The sequence below is a fragment of the Nostoc cf. commune SO-36 genome (genome assembly GCF_023734775.1).
Classification (GTDB): Bacteria; Cyanobacteriota; Cyanobacteriia; order Cyanobacteriales; family Nostocaceae; genus Nostoc; species Nostoc commune_A.
The window spans coordinates 3,717,055-3,734,681 of sequence record NZ_AP025732.1 but is presented as its reverse complement, the minus strand read 5'-3'; the positions used below and the strand labels follow the sequence as shown (position 1 = coordinate 3,734,681).

The following is a 17,627-nucleotide window of genomic DNA, read 5'->3' as shown; positions in this document are numbered from 1 at the left end:
GTATAGTTGAGAAAGATGATTTCAGTATTCATGCCGTATAATTTGTGATAACTTTCATCAATATAGGCATAACCGCCTAACAATTTCGGTATCAACCGTATCTTTTACAAAATTTTTATCATTTAACTCGACTTTTATAAACTTTATATAAACTTTTTATTTCTTATTTAAATAAATATAAAATTATGGTACGTACAGCAAAAATTGTGTAATTAATAGTCAAAAAATAATAGTCACCATAGACTATAAGTTATCAAACAGAATTCAGGAGTCAGGAGCCAGAATTCAGAATGAATTCTGCGCGACTGGCGGATGAATAAATGGGTTTAAGACCCCCACCAAATTGAAAATTTGGTGGTCTACAATGAGTGGCGGGTCTGAATCCCCCACTCATTGATTCTGACTCCTGAATTCTGGCTTCTGAATTCTTCTTCAAGGATTATCCAAAATTAAATTAATGGCTTAATGATTGAATGTAGCGGTTTGATTGACACCCTACCCAAAAACAAGCAAAGATATAGTAAAAGTAAAAATTTGTAAAGACGGCGGTGCGGGATGTCTTTAGAGCTGATTTCACTAGAAAACATCCAGGAAGTCGCCCATACATACGGGTATTGGGCAATCTTTTTGGGAATTTTGCTAGAAAATTTAGGCATTCCCCTTCCTGGTGAAACCGTGACCTTAGTAGGCGGGTTTTTAGCTGGCAGCGATGAACTAAATTTCTGGCTGGTTCTCAGTGACGCAATTATGGGTGCTGTAATTGGTGGCACTTGTGGCTACTGGATTGGTAGAGTTAGCGGTTGGCCTTTTTTGGTAAAAGTTGGTAGCATCTTTCGGATTTCGGAAGTGCGACTAATGAGTATTAAAGATCAATTTAGTCAAAATGCTGCTAAAGCAGTCTTTTTTGGACGTTTTCTTGCATTGTTACGAGTTTTTGCTGCACCACTAGCTGGTATAGCCGAAATGCCCTTCGGAAAATTCTTTTTATACAACTTTTTAGGAGCAGTTGCTTGGGCTAGTTTGATGGTGACATTAGCTTTTTTTGCTGGCAAAATTGTCTCTTTAGAACAATTGGTTGCTTGGGTGGGTCAATTTGCGATCGCAGCGTTACTGATTCTCGCTGCCTTAATTGTTGTACCCCTGTGGTTAGAGTCTCGCCAAGTTAAAGAAGTGGGTGGTGAGGAGTAAAAAATCAGGGGTGAGGAGTGAGGAATAAAGTTAAAAGTTATTTCTTTTAACTTTCAGTTCTTCTGTTTTATCTAAACAGAATTTAGGAGTCAGGAGTCAGAATTCAGTATGAATTCTGTACCAGTGGTGGATAGCGTAGCGGTAGCGAGTCCACGATAGCGTAGCGTTAGCGAGTATTTTCGAGTCGCGTCTGAATAAACGGGTTTAAAACCCCCACCAAATTCAAAATTTGGTGGTCTTAAAGACGCTCGATAGCACAGCGTTAGCGAGTCCGCAAGCGTCTTGATTCTGACTCCTGAATTCTGACTTCTGAATTCTTCTTTAACTCCTAACCCCTAACTTTTAACCTCTTACTTGCTGCGACCAAATGCGAGTTGGTAATCCCCAAACGTAAATAAAGCCTTCAGCTGCTTTGTGATCAAATTGGTCTTCGGCTCCGTAGGTTGCCAAATCGGGAGTATAGAGGGAATTATCACTCGAACGCCCAACTATCGTAGAGTTGCCCTTGAACAACTTCACTCGCACAGTTCCAGAGACTCGCTCTTGTGTCTTTTGAATAAAGGCATCTAGTGCAACTTTGAGTGGACTGTACCATAAACCGTTGTAAACGATTTGGCTGTAAGTTTCTTCAATGCCACGCTTGTAATGGGTAACATCTGCCGTTAAAGTCAAACTTTCTAAATCTCTATGGGCCTGAATTAGCACCAACATTGCGGGTGATTCGTAGATTTCCCGCGATTTGATGCCTACCAGACGGTTTTCAATCATATCAATCCGACCGATGCCATGATTTCCTACCACCTGATTGAGTTCTTCAATTAGCTCAACTGGCTCCTTCACTATACCGTTGAGGGTGGTGGGAATACCACCAGAGAAACCAATTTCGATGTATTCTGGCTCATTGGGAGTGTCAGCGATCGCTTTGGTCATCTCATAAATTTCTTCTGGTGGCTCAAATGACGGATCTTCAAGTAAACCAGCTTCAATACTACGACCAAGCAAATTCTTGTCAATACTGTAGGGAGAAGATTTTTTAACTGGTGAAGGGATACCAAACTTCTCACCATAAGCGATCGTTTCCTCACGGCTCATTCCCCATTCTCTCGCTGGTGCAAGAATCTTCAGGTTGGGGTTCAAGGCGGTTACAGAGACATCAAAACGAACCTGATCGTTACCTTTGCCAGTGCAACCATGAGCGACGGCATCAGCACCATATTTTTCGGCTGTTTCTACTAATGCCTTGGCAATCAATGGACGGGCAAGGGCAGTTCCTAGAGGATAACGATTTTCATAAAGGGCGTTGGCTTGAATCGCTCCAAAGGCGTAATCTTTAACGAAACTGTCTTTGACATCCGCCACGAGGGATTCACTTGCACCGGATTTGAGAGCTTTTTCTCGAACTGGCTCTAATTCATCTCCCTGACCTAAATCTGCTGCTAGGGTAATCACCTCTTCCACACCCCACTCCTGTTTGAGGTAGGGGATGCAAACGGAGGTATCCACTCCGCCAGAATATGCCAGGACAACCTTTTTGGCGCGACCCATTAATTTCTCCAGTTAGGACAACAAAGAATGAGTCATTATTATATCTGAACTAATCCAGGTATATTTTCTTCATCTCAATCTCCCAGGAGACGACCACTTATACCAATTCACAATTCGCAAGTCGCAAGTCGCAATTAAAAAACTTAGATGCAGCAAAGTTTTCAGGGTTTACATCTGCATCAAATTTTTCGTGAAATGGTATTACCTGTAGCTGCAACACCTAATGTTGGTCGGTTGATTCAGAGCTTGGAGTTTCCACTTCAAAGTTGTCTCCCCGCTTCTTTACTGAAAAGTCCGGCTCATTTTTGCTATTTTGAGCTAATCCAGCAGCACCTGCGATCGCTGTTCCGGCAAGTCCAAGTCCAGCAGACCATTTGGCATCATTGATATTTGGCGAGACTAAAACAGCAACACCAATAACCGCTCCAATAGTTGCCATAAACATCGGTGTTATAGCCCTAATTATTTCTGGGGTGAGAGATTTCATAAAAGTAAGTTATAAAATTGGTTCTGTTCATGAGGTAAATACACAGCGTCAAATTCTCATTCCAGAATTGTGAACCAATTTAGCCTTAACCTTAACTATGATAAATAACTCAAAAAATTCCTTAATTCCTGTTGTGAGTCCGGTTCAGTTGCAGTGCGCTGCTATATTTCCCGTACCCGCGATCGCAATTCGTTTATCTGTTGGCTAAATTCATCTACGTCCATATTGCTCAAGCTGCAAAATTAAGAACCGTGGGCGTAAGTGGTTATACTATCAATGTATAAGAAGTAAATGCTATCTATAGCAGGACATAGTTTTCTTTAGGATAATTGAAAGCCCTAGAAAAGTGTTGATAATCAGCTTCAAATATCAACATAATCTGCTGTGAATATGGAAATAAATTTACGCAAAATTTATATATAGCTAACAAATTTAAAGGTTTAACAAAGATAATCTTTTGTTTGTTATTTCTTAACCTACATAAATTGGTTGAAAGTTTATTTAAGTAAAATGACAAAATTATTCATTTTTTAGCTTTGGAGCATTTTCTGATGAAATTAGTTAAAAATATTAGCATTGCTGCTTTTGCTGTTGCTATCTCGGTTGCTGTTGGTAAACCGACGCAAGCTGCCTTGGTTAATTATGGTTTCACTATAAATGCGACATCTGGCGATAATCCCGGTCAGTATTTCGGCTCTTTTCAATACGATGACTCAGCCTTAACCAATACAGGTCTTGAGACATTGGGAGTTGAGAATGGATTAGCAGTTGCATTCAACTATTTAGGTACTAATTATACAGAGGCAGATGATACTGATTTCAACAATTTTCCCATAGCCAGTTTTAATAATGGCGAAGTTCTGGGACTAAGCTATTTTGTTGCAGACCAATTTATGATCGGGAGTGATCCAAATACTCCAAATGTAGGAGGAAACAATTTTTATCTAATTGACCAATCAGTAAATACAACACAGGTGGGTACTGTAAGGTACGCCAAAGTACCCGAACCGTTAGCTATTGGTGGTACGGCTATTGCTGGTGTTATGGGATTGTGGATGCAACGTAAGAAGAGAGCAACAAAAATTGTGGGTTAATAACTACAAGTAATATCATGTCAGCTTGATTAATCAAGTAGGCATGATATAAATCCATACTTCTAGGATAAGTACTCTTCATCTCTGATGTGATCTGGGAAAAGGATAAGGGATAAATTTAAACCCTTTCTCTTTTCTCTTTACCCTTTAACTAAGAAATATTGCAAGAAAATCACCTTAATCCTTGCCCGTGTTTAGGCTCAAGAATTAAGGTGATTTAAAACTATTTAAGATACTTCGCTAAATAAAGCTGTTCCTATCGTCTTTAAAGACCACCAACAACGCCACCATCATTACGGGTAATTACTACCACTGATGAACGTGGGCGACCTGATGGGCCATACCCTTGACTGTTAGGCCAATTACTGGCAATCGTGGGATTCGAGGCATCCCCGCGATCGCCTGGGTGTTGGATGTTAATAAACATCGCTTTGCCATCGGGTGTAGTAATTACACCAGTTACCTCACAATCCGTAGGGCTGGTTAAGAAGCGCCTAACTTGTTTGGTGTTGGGGTCAGCACACGACATGGTGTTGCTACCGATGTTTACTAAATCACCGATACCATCGCCTGAGTGGTCGGTCTGAATCCAAAGGCGGCCGAAGTCGTCGAACCACAAACCATCTGGTGAACTTAAATCGTCACCTTTAATGTTGCCTTTGAGATTTGGTTCGGGTCTAGTTTTGTCCCCAGCTTCAACAAAAATATCCCATTTGAAAGTTGTAGCCGTAACGCTGTGTCCATCTTCGCGCCAGCGAATGATGTGACCGTAACGGTTGTCAGGGCGTGGGTTAGAAGCAACCACAGGAGGACGCGCACCGCCTGCTGTTGTTGTGCCGTCTGGCTGGTTGGAGGAAACTGGAGTTGTGCCCCGACGATTATTGTTGGTCAATGTGCAATAGACTTCAATCTCCTTATATCCGCCGATGCGAGGACGCACAGCAACCCACTCTGGGCGATCCATCATGGTTGCGCCGACGCGATCGCCAGCTTGTCTTGTCTTAACTAATACTTCAGCTTGGCTTCTGAAACCATTTTCTGGTGTCAAACCACGCTGACCGTAGACCAAAGGAATCCACTCACCAGTACCGTTGTCATTGAATTTGGCAACGTACAGAACTCCGTTGTCAAGCAAATCACGGTTAGCAGAACGATTTCCGGGATTTAAAGGTTGGGCACAAACGAACTTGTAGATGTACTCGTTGCGCTCGTCGTCACCTTGATAGAAAGCAACACGGTTTTTATCATCAACAACAACTTGAGCGCTCTCATGCTTGAACCGACCAAGAGCAGTGCGCTTGACTGGTTTGCTTTGTGGATTGTAGGGATCGATCTCAACCACCCAGCCGAATAAATGGGGTTCGAGTGGGTTGGTGTTTGCATCGAATCGTGGATCAACTTCTGGCCAGCGATAGCTAGACTGTCTAGGTACACCGTATCGATTCTGCCCTGCGAGGATATCAGACTTTTCGATGCCTGGAATTGCAACTACATCTTGTGTAGGGTTAGCAAAGTAGCCGTTCCAGTTCTCCTCACAGGTCAAGTAAGTACCCCAAGGAGTGTAACCGTGGGCGCAGTTGTTGAGCGTACCATAAGCGGTGTAGCCGTCGTTTCGTGTGCCAGTATCAACAGAGCCAGTTGGCGTAATGTTAAACTTTTTCGACTTTAACAATGCATCGCCAGCCGCAGGCCCCGATACTCGCATTTCGGTGTTGCCGGTAATGCGGCGACCATAAGGCGAATTGCGGTTGAAACTCCACTCATTGCCCTTTTTGGAAATTTCCACAACAGACACGCCATGAGCAGCCTGAGACTTGCGTACCTTGGCAATTGTGACTACATCCAGACCATCAGGATGCAAAATTGATTCCTGGGTATACTCATGGTTCACACACAGCAGACCAGTATTGATGGGCTGATTTAAAAAGCCTCTAAGTGATCTTGCTTGTGAACTTACTGTCCGACCAACAACATTCCCTGGCTGTAAAGGGAAGTAGTGCATCCCATCAGCGTGCATACCAAACTGCTTTTCTTGAGCAGCTGCATCTTGGGAGGCATCTGCTAACCAAGTCGGGCCACCAGGTGCGATCGGATCTCCCCAAGCAACCAGTACTTTGGCTGTGTAACCTTTAGGAACACTGACAAGATCCTTTTCCAGAAGTCCTGTCGCGGGGTTGAGTAAATTCGGTGGGATGCTCTTAAAGCCTATGCCAGCAAATCCCTTTCCCTTCGGAATCGGGGTTGCCTCAACACTTTGGAGAAAGCCACCGATAGAAACATCGCCTATAACAGTTAGCACCGATGTACCTACAGCAGTCATGATGAACCGCCGCCGACTCAAACTAACGCGGTCAATCACATCACGAATTGACTCGTTACCGGATGGGTTGAGAGTCAAATTGTTTTTAGGGTGAGAGCGTCCTTTCATTCTTTGTTCTCCGTTTTAAGGCTTACGAGGTTGCTATTCAGTTCATCTCTCAATAACACTAGTAATTTGGTAAATAAAAACTCTAGATATTTACAACAATTACTTAGATATTTCTTGAGAGTTGACACATTTTTAACAGCCAATAAATAGCAGCGAATAACAAATTAAGACCGGCTGATGCTGCTTACGCAGACTAAAAAAATCATATTTTCTTTAATTTAAGTACCAAATATTAACATTAGGTTATATATTGATTAATTTGAATTTATAAACAACTTTTTTTGATGAAAATAGGCTTTTGACAAATAAGTAACAATTTTTTCATGAATACGCATGGTCAGATGAAACCGAAATTTAAGCAAGCGATAATCGTAGGATGAACGCTGCCAAAAACACAAAGTTAAGGTTTTCGGCAGCAATAGACCAATACGCTTGGGTTAAGGCTAAAACTCTTGTTATCCAAGTCAATTTTTTAACGTAGACGCTTCTCTACGAGACGCTACGCGAACGGCTTGCCGCAGGCTACCGCCAAGGCGCAGAGGACGCAGAGAGAAGAAAGAGAAGGAAAAAATTGCTGAACTGAACTATATTGAGCAATAGACAGTCTTTATTCTCGAAAATAGATTTACAAAAAATGATGCAAGATGTCAGGCTAAACTAACATCTTGCATGAGTCGTAACAACTGTTTAGTAATTCATTACTCAGCTAATACCTGAAGTCGTCTTTAGAGGATGTTTGAAAAGTAGTTGGCTGTGATAATTAGCACTTATTGATCCCCCCTAGCCCCCCTTAAAAAGGCTACGGTGTACACAGAAGTCTGAAATAGCTGATTAACCAAGGTTTTACCCCACCCTAGCCCTCCCCTTGCAAAGGGGCTACTGTGTATACACAAGTCCTAAAAACCTTGCCTGGTAAGATACAAGCCTTAGTAGGCAAGGTTTTGAACCGAGCAAGCTAATTATCAATAGTGTCAGCTTATTGATAGAGGTTTAACGGAAAATTAAGGATTTTAAAAATAATTTTCCGTTATTTTGTGTCCATGTGATTCCCAACTCAACTTGTGTATACACCGTAGCCTTTGCAAGGGGGGATTAAGGGGGGTAATTCGACTTGTGTGTACACCGTAGCTTAAAAAGGGGGGGAAATGCTTAAAAGTCCCCCTTTTTAAGGGGGATTTAGGGGGATCTAAAATATTTTGCTACCAACGAGGAGACTTTTAAAACGTCCTCTTAGACGATTTGTAAATAGTTTGAGTCAACTCAATTGGACATTAGCTAGCATTGCGTTCAAAGTGCAAGACGGGCTAGGATGTCAATTAAAAATAAGGTTTTAAATTAAATAAACCTGTTGCGAGGATTTTTAAGGCGGATACCAATTACAGATGGTCGGGGAACACCTGTAGATTGTTCCTTACCACCATCAGATTTTGAGATATTACTCGGCCAACTACTGCCACGAGGTAAACTCCGAGTTTGATTGAATGTAGTACCATTCAAATCTAGTAATTCAATGCTGCGACTCAGCATTGTGCCATCGTTAATTGGACAATCTTCACCAGGATGTTGTACTGAAATAATCAGTGTATTTCCAATAAAAGTTGGCCCTGTCATTTCACAACGCACTGGCCCATAAGCAAACGGTGTTACCTGTCCCGCATTAGCACCACTGGTAGGGATAAAAAATAGCCAGTTATTACCAAATACTCCTGTAAAATCAGAAACGTTACCGCTAGTGGTATGATCGATTTTAGTTTGCTTACCTTCAGCACCAACATCAAAACCATTGTGAGTGCCAGTAGACATATCTGTAACACCCCAAACATTTCCCTGGTTGTCAAACACTAAATTATCGACGTTGGCAAAACCAGCACCATTAACAGAACCGGCTTCGCCACCTTGGGCAAATCTCTGCCACCGGAAGGTTAAACCTGTTGCATCGGTACTATCTTCAATAATTTTGTACAATCCTCCTGATTGCTGCGTTGCGTTCGCATCTGTGCTTAACTTAGCAACTTGAAAAATTCGGGAATCAGGATAACCATCGCTTCCCGGCGCACCATCAGTATAAGCAATGAAAACTTCTTTAGTCGTTGGATGCACTTCTATATCTTCTGGACGCGCTGTGGGAGTTCCCCCGACTAAGTTTGCAGCTAAAAAGGCATCACTAAGTACAGCACCTTGGGTAGAATAAAAGTCAGACAGTTTTTTATTTTGATAATCAGGTAGTGCTTTTGCTTCGTTAGTGCGATCGCATTTAAAAGTACCACCATCTTTGGTTTCACCTGCAATGCCATTACGTCTCGGTAGCGGTAAAAGTCCTTCTTTTTGTACTTTCTGCAACGCAGCAAATTCTACAGAAGATAGAACTGTCGGCGTAATTGGATTGGTAGCAGTAGTCAAGAGTAACGGTATCCATTTACCTGTACCGTCTGGATTGTAACGGGCAACATACAAAGTCCCATTTTCCCATAAGCTACTGTTAGTTTTACTGGTGGGTGAAGAAATAGTGCTGGCGCTGACAAATTTCCAAGTGTGTCCCCCGCGTCTGTCATCACCTAAGTAAGCAACTAATTTCTTACCTTTTTCAACGCGCAGGGCAACATTTTCATGGCGAAAACGACCTAACCAAGTGTGTTTACGGGGGCGAAATTTCGGATTTTTGGGGTCAATTTCGACAATCCAGCCGTATTTTTCGCCAACTAAACCAAAAGTATTGCCAATAGTTTTCTCTGTGTAATCCGTCTGAGTACCATTAGCTTTGACTCCTTCTGTAACGCTATTTTGGAAATTCTCTTCCGCAGTTAAAATCGTTCCCCAAGGAGTTTTACCACCAGAACAGTTGAAGGCAGTACCAATAATTTTGTTACCCAATTCATCAGAAGAAAGATTAAAAACTTGGGTTGCAGCAGGGCCGGTTCCAATTAAATAATTTTTGTCACCTTTTTGGTGGTTGCGACTTCCCCAAGCAGTGATATTTTTGTAATCATCATTGCGTTGGCTATTAATTGCCAACCCAGAAAGACCATGAATGCGGCGATTTTTGGCATCTTTAACCACAGCAAAACGTTTCTTGGCGTTGCGGCGAGAGATGCGGACGATTGAGCCGCCTTGGTTATATAAAAATTCTCCTTCAACTTCAATATTTTTGCTGGAGGGTAAAGCCCAACCAATTACCTTTTCAAATGCGTCGGGTAGTTCTTTTAGATCAGAAGAATCTTCTACCACTAAAGTAGAAAATGGAAAACTAACGTATTCATGATTTACCCATAAATACCCGACATCATTAGTTTTTCTCAGGGGAATAAAGCCAGTAAAATCATTGTTGTAACCGAAATAATCATCTTTGTTAGGAAAGATGCGATCGCCCCAACTGACAATTACATAACGTTCGTACTCTGGCGGCACTACCACATCATCAATAATGTTATAGCTACCTAACTTAATATCCGCAGCTGCATTAACTACTTTTCCCTGACCAATTCCTGTTGGCAAGAAATTTTTCTGCTGCTGATAAATTGGTAGGGGATGTGGTAAGCGTACAGGTGTAAAGCTAAGTGGCGCGTTTTTTACTTCTGCACTGTTGACAACACCGTTTAGGAGTTTATCTCCGAAAATAGCAGCACCAGCACTGCCAGCAAAAAATATTAAAACTTCTCTACGGCTCAATTTAGACATCAAACTTTCCTCTGATGTGACAGAAAAAATTTAGTAGAAATAAATTATACTAACTGATATAAAAAATTCTTAATTTAATCCAATTTGCTATATTTAAAATAAATAATAACTATTGACAACATCTGAAATTACTTGGCTTTTAAGGATAAATATAACTATTTCGTTATTTAGTTTAGTTGCCAATGATTAAGGTTAGATTATATCTTAGTTAACTAAAAATTATTTTCTCTGATATTTTCTTAACCAGAATCAGCTAAGGAACAGTGTTAGCGCCCCATCTGTCCTATCCTGGAGATGGATAAATAGTGTTGTGGGTGAGACTGTGTTTTTCAGCGTTGTGATACCGACTTATAATCGCCAACCGATTTTAGAAAAGTGCCTCCGCGCCTTAGAGGTGCAGGAGTTAAGCCAGCGAAGTTCTGTTACTAATTACGAGATTGTCTTGGTAGATGATGGTTCTACTGATGGCACATTGGAGTGGTTAGCAGCACACAAAGAGGAGTTTCCTCATGTGCGATGGTTTCAACAAGATCATGCTGGCCCGGCTGCGGCTCGGAATTTGGGAGTAGAACAGGCACTGGGAGACACAATTATCTTTATTGATAGTGATTTAGTAGTGCTGAAGAATTTCCTGCAAGCTCATGCTAATGCATTATTGCAGGGACAGGAGAAATTGGGGAGCGATCGCTTCTTTACTTACGGCGCAGTTATCAATACTTGCAATTTCGACAATCCAACGGCTGAACCTTACAAAGTCACAGATTTTTCCGCAGCTTTTTTTGCTACGGGAAATGTAGCAATCCCTAAACATTGGCTAGAGAAAGCCGGACTTTTTGATACTAGCTTTCAACTCTATGGCTGGGAAGATTTAGAATTAGGTGTGCGGCTAAAGAAACTAGGTTTGACACTAATTAAATGTCCAGAAGCCGTAGGATATCACTGGCATCCAGCATTTAAATTAGAGCAAATTCCCCGATTGATTGACCAAGAAATTCAACGCGGACGTATGGGAGTTTTGTTTTATCAAAAGCATCCTACATGGGAAGTGCGAATGATGATTCAAATGACTTGGCTGCATCGCTTACTTTGGGGAATTCTTTCACTAAATGGCACACTGAATGAACGGACAATGGCTCCTTTGTTGCAATGGCTAATTAACTTAGGTAAACCACAATTAGCTTTAGAAATTGCCCGAATTTTCCTCAACTGGTATAACGTTAAGGGTGTTTATGAAGCCTATGCTCATATTAAATATTAAGATGTCATTGCGAGTGTTCGCGGAGCGTCTCGTTGGCGCAGCCTCTCGTAGAGAAGAGAAGCAATCCTAGAGACTTTGCGATTGCTTCGCTTCACTCGCAATGACGGAACATAATTATATTTATTTACGCCCATTTACTTACCTACCCCGTAGCGCGTCATCTAGCAGGGGGTTTTCTTTTGGTGGCGAGGGCGATAGGGTAACGCTAACCTCTATTAAGATAAAACATACACTTTTTGCGTTATTAGTAATCAAGGGAATAAGGAAGATGAGGGGAATAACAATGCCTCATGCCCAATACCCCATGCCCAATACCCAATACTCATGGCTCGTACTCCTACATTAAATTTTGATCGCGGCACATTAATTTTGCATCCACCGCCACGCGGCAAAGGTTGGATGGATTATGCTACATGGGATGATAGAGTCGAAAAATTCCGCATTCCGGCAATTAGATACCGATCGCTAGTGGAAGCACTACAAGCGGAAGATGTGAATTTTATCGATGAGGCAAAGCAATTTTATCCTGTAGATTTGGTTCCCACTCTGGAAATGGAACCTTACCCCCACCAGACTGAGGCGCTAGCAGCTTGGAAACTAGCGGGTAGACAAGGGGTTGTTGTGCTTCCCACGGCGGCAGGAAAGACTTATTTGGCGCAAATGGCGATGCAGTCAACGCCGCGCACAACGCTAATTGTTGTGCCAACTTTAGATTTAATGCATCAGTGGTATGCACACTTAGTAGCGGCTTTCCCCGATGCTGAGGTGGGATTGTTGGGGGGCGGTTCGCGGGATAGAACGGCAATTTTAGTTGCAACTTACGATAGTGCCGCCATTCACGCTGAGACGTTGGGAAATCAATATGCGTTGATTGTTTTTGATGAATGTCATCATTTACCGACAGATTTTAATCGTGTGATTGCTGAATATGCGATCGCACCTTATCGTCTGGGACTCTCCGCTACACCAGAACGCACCGATGGTAAACACGCTGACTTAAATATCCTTATTGGTCAAGAAGTATATCGCAAACGCGCCGAAGATTTGGCAGGAAAGGCGTTAGCAGAACATGAAATTGTCCAAATTAAGGTGAAGTTATCGCAACTTGAGCGGGAAAGATACAACCAGTTAATTCAAACTCGCAATGACTTTTTGAAGCAATCTAAGATTTCTTTGGGGAGTCTGCAAGGTTGGCAAATGTTCGTGCAAATGAGCGCGCGATCGCAATCTGGACGTAGGGCGATGTTAGCGCACCGAGAAGCGAAAGATATTGCTTTGGGTACTGATGGAAAGTTGCGAATTCTGATTGATTTATTGGCAGAACATTATCCGGCAAGAATTTTGATTTTTACTGCTGATAATGCGACGGTTTATCGCATTTCTCAAGAGTTGCTAATTCCGGCAATTACTCATCAAACTCCTGTGAAGGAACGCCATGAGATATTAACCAAGTTTCGGGAGGGTAAATATAATACTTTGGTTGCTTCTCATGTATTGAATGAAGGTGTTGATGTGCCGGCGGCAACTGTAGCGATTATTTTATCGGGAACGGGTTCGGCTAGGGAGTATACTCAGCGATTGGGGAGGATTTTACGGAAGGGAAATATTGAGAATAAGCAGGCAATTTTGTATGAGGTAGTGGCGGAGGATACGAGTGAGGAGGGAACTTCGGCTAGGCGGAGAGGGGAGAGGAACGAACCGCAGAGGCGCGGAGGACGCGGAGAGGAAGAGGAGAGGAAGGGGAAGTTACAGGTTGTTTATGGGAGTGGGAAGGAACGGAGTTTGAAGGCTGCGGAACAGTTAGAAATTAATTATTCAACGGGAAGTTCAAAATCTAAAATTCAGAATTCAGATGTTACCGACAGATTTACTGATGCATCGCCAAAACGGGGAGGAGATTATCCCGAAGAGACTGAAGATTGATAACAAAACTTCGGAGTTGGCGATTGAGTTAATTAATTATTTTCAATCGGCGGTTGGGAAGACTCAAGGTGTGCTTGAGCGACAACTGACTGATTTTGAAGGAGATTCTACAGATTATCGGGTAAAGCGAGGGTTAGCTTATATTCTCAAAAGCAGTTTTTGTACTTTTGAGGTGGTTAGTCCTTTGGAACCACAAATGTTAAGAGAACGGGTGTTTTCATTGGCTGCAAAGTCGGTTTCTAGTCGAGAATCAACACAAGTTACTCTGAGTAAAATTGCTGATGAGTTAACTCAAGAACTTGAGCGGGAAGTTTTATTGGAACAGGTTCGTAATGGGTTATATGCTGATTTATCTGAAAATAAGATTTTGACAGTGTTTGATGCACCAACAGCGCCAGATGTATTAAATCGATATAACTTATCTCAGGTGCAGGGTGTGTTTTATAAGGCTAGTAAACTGGTGTTAAATGCTCATCGGAATGTTCCGGGTGAATATAAGCTGTTGTTTCGCTATCTGAAGTTGTTTCAATTGATGGCTTATATTGAGGGCGATGCTGACCACGGGTTTACAATTACGATAGATGGGCCGACGAGTTTGTTTAATCCTAGTACGCGATATGGGTTAGCGATCGCTAAAATGATTCCGGCTTTACTTCACGTTACTAAATGGAGTCTTTCTTCCATTCTCCAAACCCGCGACGCTTATACAAATGCTTGGAAAACTGGACGTTTTACTCTCAATTCTGAATGTGGTTTGGTATCCCATTATCCACCGGGTAAGCCCTACGATAGTATGTTAGAAGCATCCTTTGCTGATAAGTGGGATGCGTTGAAAAGTGGTTGGGCGTTAGAGCGAGAAGTTGATTTGATCCCAATTCCTGGTAGTGTGATGATTCCCGATTTTCGCTTGGTGCATTCTGATGGACGCACATTCTTATTAGAAATCGTTGGTTATTGGCGACCAGAATATTTACAAAAGAAGTTTTCTCAGGTGCGGCGGGCTGGACGTGATGATTTGATTTTGGCAATTTCCGAGCGACTTAATTTAGAAAAGGCGGGAGTACAATTAAACGATGTCCCCGCCAGAATTGTTTGGTTTAAAGATAAGTTATTGCCGAAAGCTGTGTTAGCTGTAATGGACTGATTATCAAACAGAATTCAGGAGTCAGGAGTCAGAATTCAGAATGAATTCTGTATGACTGGCGGATAGCGCAGCGTTAGCGAGTACTCGAGCGTCGCGTCTGAATAATGGGGTTTAAGACCCCCACCAAATTGAAAATTTGGTGGTCTTCAATTCCTGCGCGATCTGAATCCCCGACTGATAGCGTTCGCTTTTAGCGTCTCGTAGAGAAGCGTTAGCGAGTCCGCGTTAGCGAGTATTCGAGCGTCGCGTCTTTATTCTGACTCCTGAATTCTGACTTCTGAATTCTTCTTCAATCGGTTCGCTTGGTTGAAGATAATTTGCTAGTGACAGAAAGGTTACTGGCACTCATGGAGGAAATTCCTTAGCAGAAGTTCCCCAATTAATTGCAAAATAAATGCAGTTCGTCATTGTTACTAATTAAAAATGCCGACTACACTTGCTGACGCACAAAATTTACTTTCTGACCTGATCGCACGCTACTGTGGGCGTGTAGATTATCTGATGATTCGCCTGGAAGAAGCAGAAGGGACTGATATCTTGTTGCGTGGCGACAAGGTGGAAACTCTCAGTGAAGGCATCTCCATTGGTGGACATATTCGCGCTTGTTATAAAGGTGGATGGGGATTGAGCTGCTTTAACGAATTGGCGACAATCCAGGATCGGATAGAAGAAGCGATCGCTGCTGCGCGGATGGTTGGTGATGAAGAAACTTTACTTGCACCCATTGACCCGGTGCAAGCAGTGTGCATTCTCCCCCTAAAAGGCGCAGACCCGCGAAATATCCCACTCTCGCAAAAAAAACAATTGTGCGATCGCTATACTGAATTGCTCAAAAGCGTTGATCGCCGGATTACCACCACCTCGGTGCGTTACGGTGACAGCGCCCAAAAAGTGATCATTGCTACCTCAGAAGGCACTTTGATCGAGCAATCTTGGGTAGATATGGAAATGCGCTTTGCCGCCACCGCCAGAAATGGCGAAACCGTACAAACTGGACGGGAAACTACTGGCTCTCGCAAAGCTTACGAAGATTTAACTGATTTGGATGAACAGGTAAAAGGTGCGGCTCAAAGAGCGATCGCCGCTTTATCTCTGCCATCGGTCAAAGGCAATACTTACACCGTTGTCATTGACCCAATTCTCACGGGTTTATTCGTCCACGAAGCTTTCGGACATCTTTCTGAGGCTGATATGGCTTATGAAAACCCCGATCTGCTGGAAGTCATGACCATCGGAAGGCGGTTTGGCCCAGAAGAACTGCAAATTTTTGATGGTGCGGCTCCAGAGGGACATCGCGGGAGCTATTTTTACGACGATGAAGGTACGCCTGCTACTACTACTCAACTAATTAAAGATGGTGTTTTAGTTGGACGTTTACATTCTCGTGAAACTGCTGGCAAATTGGAAGAAGCACCTACGGGTAATGCTCGCTGTCTCAACTATCACTTTACCCCTATTGTGCGGATGACAAATACCTGGATTGAACGGGGTAAAACACCAGTTGGAGACTTATTCACCGATATCAAAGAAGGAGTTTATGCCCGTAATTGGTTGGGTGGAATGACAAATGGGGAAATGTTTACCTTTAGTGCTGGGGAAGCGTGGATGATTAGGAACGGCAAAATTGCTGAACCTGTGCGGGATGTGACGCTTTCAGGAAATGTATTCCAAACTTTAGCGGATATTGAGGCGCTTGGTGATGATTTCTACTGGGATGAATCTGGCGGTTGTGGTAAAGGAGGACAAAATGGCTTGTCTGTGGGTTGTGGTGGCCCTAGTCTGAGAATTCGAGATGTAGTGGTTGGCGGGGAAACATAAACTCCAACCCTTGTAGCATTAGGTCTGTATTGGACAAGTTGTAGGGGCACGGCATGCCGTGCCCCTACGGGTGTACCTCACGTAAACGATAACCGCTATACCACAAACATCAAAACTCACCGAGAATATCAATTTGCTAGCCAGAAAGCGACGTTACGCACATAGGCTTTGATATCTTCTAAGGCACGCGGCTCTTTTTCATCCCATCTCCTGGTTGCTCATCTACAAAAGTGGGGCAGCCTTTATTAATATCCCAGTTGTAATCTACTAGATGATGAAAGCTGGAGTTAGCTACTGCTCGTCCTAATACATTTCCCTGGTTATCTTGATGATGCTCGATCGCTACAACCAAATTGAAGTTACGACCTGTAACTAAACTTTTACCCAGGGCAATTACCCGCGCGCTTGTATTGCCCCCAGGTGCGCCAATACCGCCTTCGTGGGGATGTGTTGGGAAAAACTCGATACTTCCTGAAGGTGAATTAGGATTTTTTAAAAGTTCGTGAATGGGTTCAACAACGGTAATTTTTTGATAATCGCCGTTAGCTCCAGAATGATAGTTGGGCCAGGAGATATAAGTTGTGTATGAGTCATCTCGGCTCCAGCGAGATTCATCGGGATCAGGATTTTTGGTGTTGAAATAGTGGACATCACCAATGTCAATTAAACCACACATTGAGCAGCCCATATCCTGATGATCGCGTGTTGTCAAAATCCCGCCGCCGCGTTGCCGAAAAGCATTAATTCCGGCAATGTCTTTTTCGGTTAAACCATTATCCACCTCTAAGCCAAATAGCCAAAGTTCATCAAAATCTGATTTATCCAAATTACTTAAAACTGGATCGCCACCGACTGCATCTGATTCATAATCACGTCCTGTAACTTCAAATAAGGAGTTTCCTGCTTCGTCTTGAATCGATGCTAAGTAATTTTGTAACATCGAGAAACGAAAAATACTCCAGTCATTTTCAGTCGTAGGAATCGTAGTCTGCAAAAGAATACGAATTGGTTTTGCCATAACCTCTGCCAGACGAACACCACAATTGAGTATAGCGATCGCTTTGCAC

10 protein-coding genes and 1 pseudogene are annotated in these 17,627 nt (G+C 42.7%); 6 read left to right on the top strand and 5 right to left on the bottom strand.

What is annotated here, in order from left to right; all coding sequences use genetic code 11:
* The first annotated feature begins 555 nt into the window (after positions 1-555).
* Positions 556-1,188, top strand: coding sequence for a DedA family protein (locus ANSO36C_RS16780; RefSeq protein WP_251955456.1), 633 nt, complete (start codon positions 556-558; stop codon positions 1,186-1,188).
* Between the two features lie 342 nt (positions 1,189-1,530).
* Here the strand turns inward: ANSO36C_RS16780 and ANSO36C_RS16775 are convergent, their stop codons facing one another.
* Positions 1,531-2,733: an argininosuccinate synthase gene (locus ANSO36C_RS16775; RefSeq protein ID WP_251955455.1), complete on the bottom strand. Its 1,203-nt coding sequence runs from the start codon at positions 2,731-2,733 to the stop codon at positions 1,531-1,533.
* Between the two features lie 220 nt (positions 2,734-2,953).
* The gene (locus ANSO36C_RS16770; RefSeq protein ID WP_251955454.1) at positions 2,954-3,220 is read right to left on the bottom strand and encodes a hypothetical protein; all 267 of its coding nucleotides are present in this window, start codon (positions 3,218-3,220) and stop codon (positions 2,954-2,956) included.
* Positions 3,221-3,771: 551 nt separating this feature from the next.
* On the opposite strand from ANSO36C_RS16770, the gene ANSO36C_RS16765 reads away from it, so the two are divergent.
* Positions 3,772-4,314, top strand: coding sequence for a PEP-CTERM sorting domain-containing protein (locus ANSO36C_RS16765; protein ID WP_251955453.1), 543 nt, complete (start codon positions 3,772-3,774; stop codon positions 4,312-4,314).
* Positions 4,315-4,579: 265 nt separating this feature from the next.
* On the opposite strand, the gene ANSO36C_RS16760 is transcribed toward ANSO36C_RS16765, so the two are convergent.
* Both ANSO36C_RS16760 and ANSO36C_RS16755 read right to left on the bottom strand, forming a co-directional pair.
* Complete coding sequence (locus ANSO36C_RS16760) at positions 4,580-6,742, bottom strand: PhoX family protein (protein WP_251955452.1); 2,163 nt, start codon at positions 6,740-6,742, stop codon at positions 4,580-4,582.
* 1,335 nt (positions 6,743-8,077) lie between these two features.
* The gene (locus ANSO36C_RS16755) at positions 8,078-10,417 is read right to left on the bottom strand and encodes a PhoX family protein (protein ID WP_251955451.1); all 2,340 of its coding nucleotides are present in this window, start codon (positions 10,415-10,417) and stop codon (positions 8,078-8,080) included.
* Positions 10,418-10,727: 310 nt separating this feature from the next.
* Between ANSO36C_RS16755 and ANSO36C_RS16750 the strand changes: the two genes are divergently transcribed.
* The 4 genes from ANSO36C_RS16750 to ANSO36C_RS16735 all read left to right on the top strand — a co-directional run bounded on the left by ANSO36C_RS16750 (position 10,728) and on the right by ANSO36C_RS16735 (position 16,560).
* Positions 10,728-11,675: a glycosyltransferase family 2 protein gene (locus ANSO36C_RS16750; RefSeq protein WP_251955450.1), complete on the top strand. Its 948-nt coding sequence runs from the start codon at positions 10,728-10,730 to the stop codon at positions 11,673-11,675.
* 324 nt (positions 11,676-11,999) lie between these two features.
* Positions 12,000-13,598: a DEAD/DEAH box helicase gene (locus ANSO36C_RS16745; protein ID WP_251955449.1), complete on the top strand. Its 1,599-nt coding sequence runs from the start codon at positions 12,000-12,002 to the stop codon at positions 13,596-13,598.
* A complete protein-coding gene (locus ANSO36C_RS16740; RefSeq protein WP_251955448.1) occupies positions 13,528-14,742 on the top strand; it encodes a DUF790 family protein in 1,215 nt (404 codons plus the stop codon). Before ANSO36C_RS16745 ends, ANSO36C_RS16740 begins: the two co-directional genes overlap by 71 nt.
* Before the next feature lie 423 nt (positions 14,743-15,165).
* Positions 15,166-16,560, top strand: a complete 1,395-nt coding sequence (locus tag ANSO36C_RS16735; protein WP_251955447.1) for a TldD/PmbA family protein — start codon at positions 15,166-15,168, stop codon at positions 16,558-16,560.
* Between the two features lie 128 nt (positions 16,561-16,688).
* Here ANSO36C_RS16735 and ANSO36C_RS16730 read toward each other — a convergent pair.
* Positions 16,689-17,578: pseudogene (locus ANSO36C_RS16730) on the bottom strand (hypothetical protein).
* Positions 17,579-17,627: the final 49 nt, after the last annotated feature.

Coding starts and splice junctions, on each gene's coding strand:
- ANSO36C_RS16760 (WP_251955452.1), bottom strand. CDS start 6,742: ATGAAAGGACGCTCTCACCCTAAAAACAATTTGACTCTCAACCCATCC.
- ANSO36C_RS16745 (WP_251955449.1), top strand. CDS start 12,000: ATGGCTCGTACTCCTACATTAAATTTTGATCGCGGCACATTAATTTTG.
- ANSO36C_RS16765 (WP_251955453.1), top strand. CDS start 3,772: ATGAAATTAGTTAAAAATATTAGCATTGCTGCTTTTGCTGTTGCTATC.
- ANSO36C_RS16735 (WP_251955447.1), top strand. CDS start 15,166: ATGCCGACTACACTTGCTGACGCACAAAATTTACTTTCTGACCTGATC.
- ANSO36C_RS16775 (WP_251955455.1), bottom strand. CDS start 2,733: ATGGGTCGCGCCAAAAAGGTTGTCCTGGCATATTCTGGCGGAGTGGAT.
- ANSO36C_RS16755 (WP_251955451.1), bottom strand. CDS start 10,417: ATGTCTAAATTGAGCCGTAGAGAAGTTTTAATATTTTTTGCTGGCAGT.
- ANSO36C_RS16780 (WP_251955456.1), top strand. CDS start 556: ATGTCTTTAGAGCTGATTTCACTAGAAAACATCCAGGAAGTCGCCCAT.
- ANSO36C_RS16770 (WP_251955454.1), bottom strand. CDS start 3,220: ATGAAATCTCTCACCCCAGAAATAATTAGGGCTATAACACCGATGTTT.
- ANSO36C_RS16740 (WP_251955448.1), top strand. CDS start 13,528: ATGTTACCGACAGATTTACTGATGCATCGCCAAAACGGGGAGGAGATT.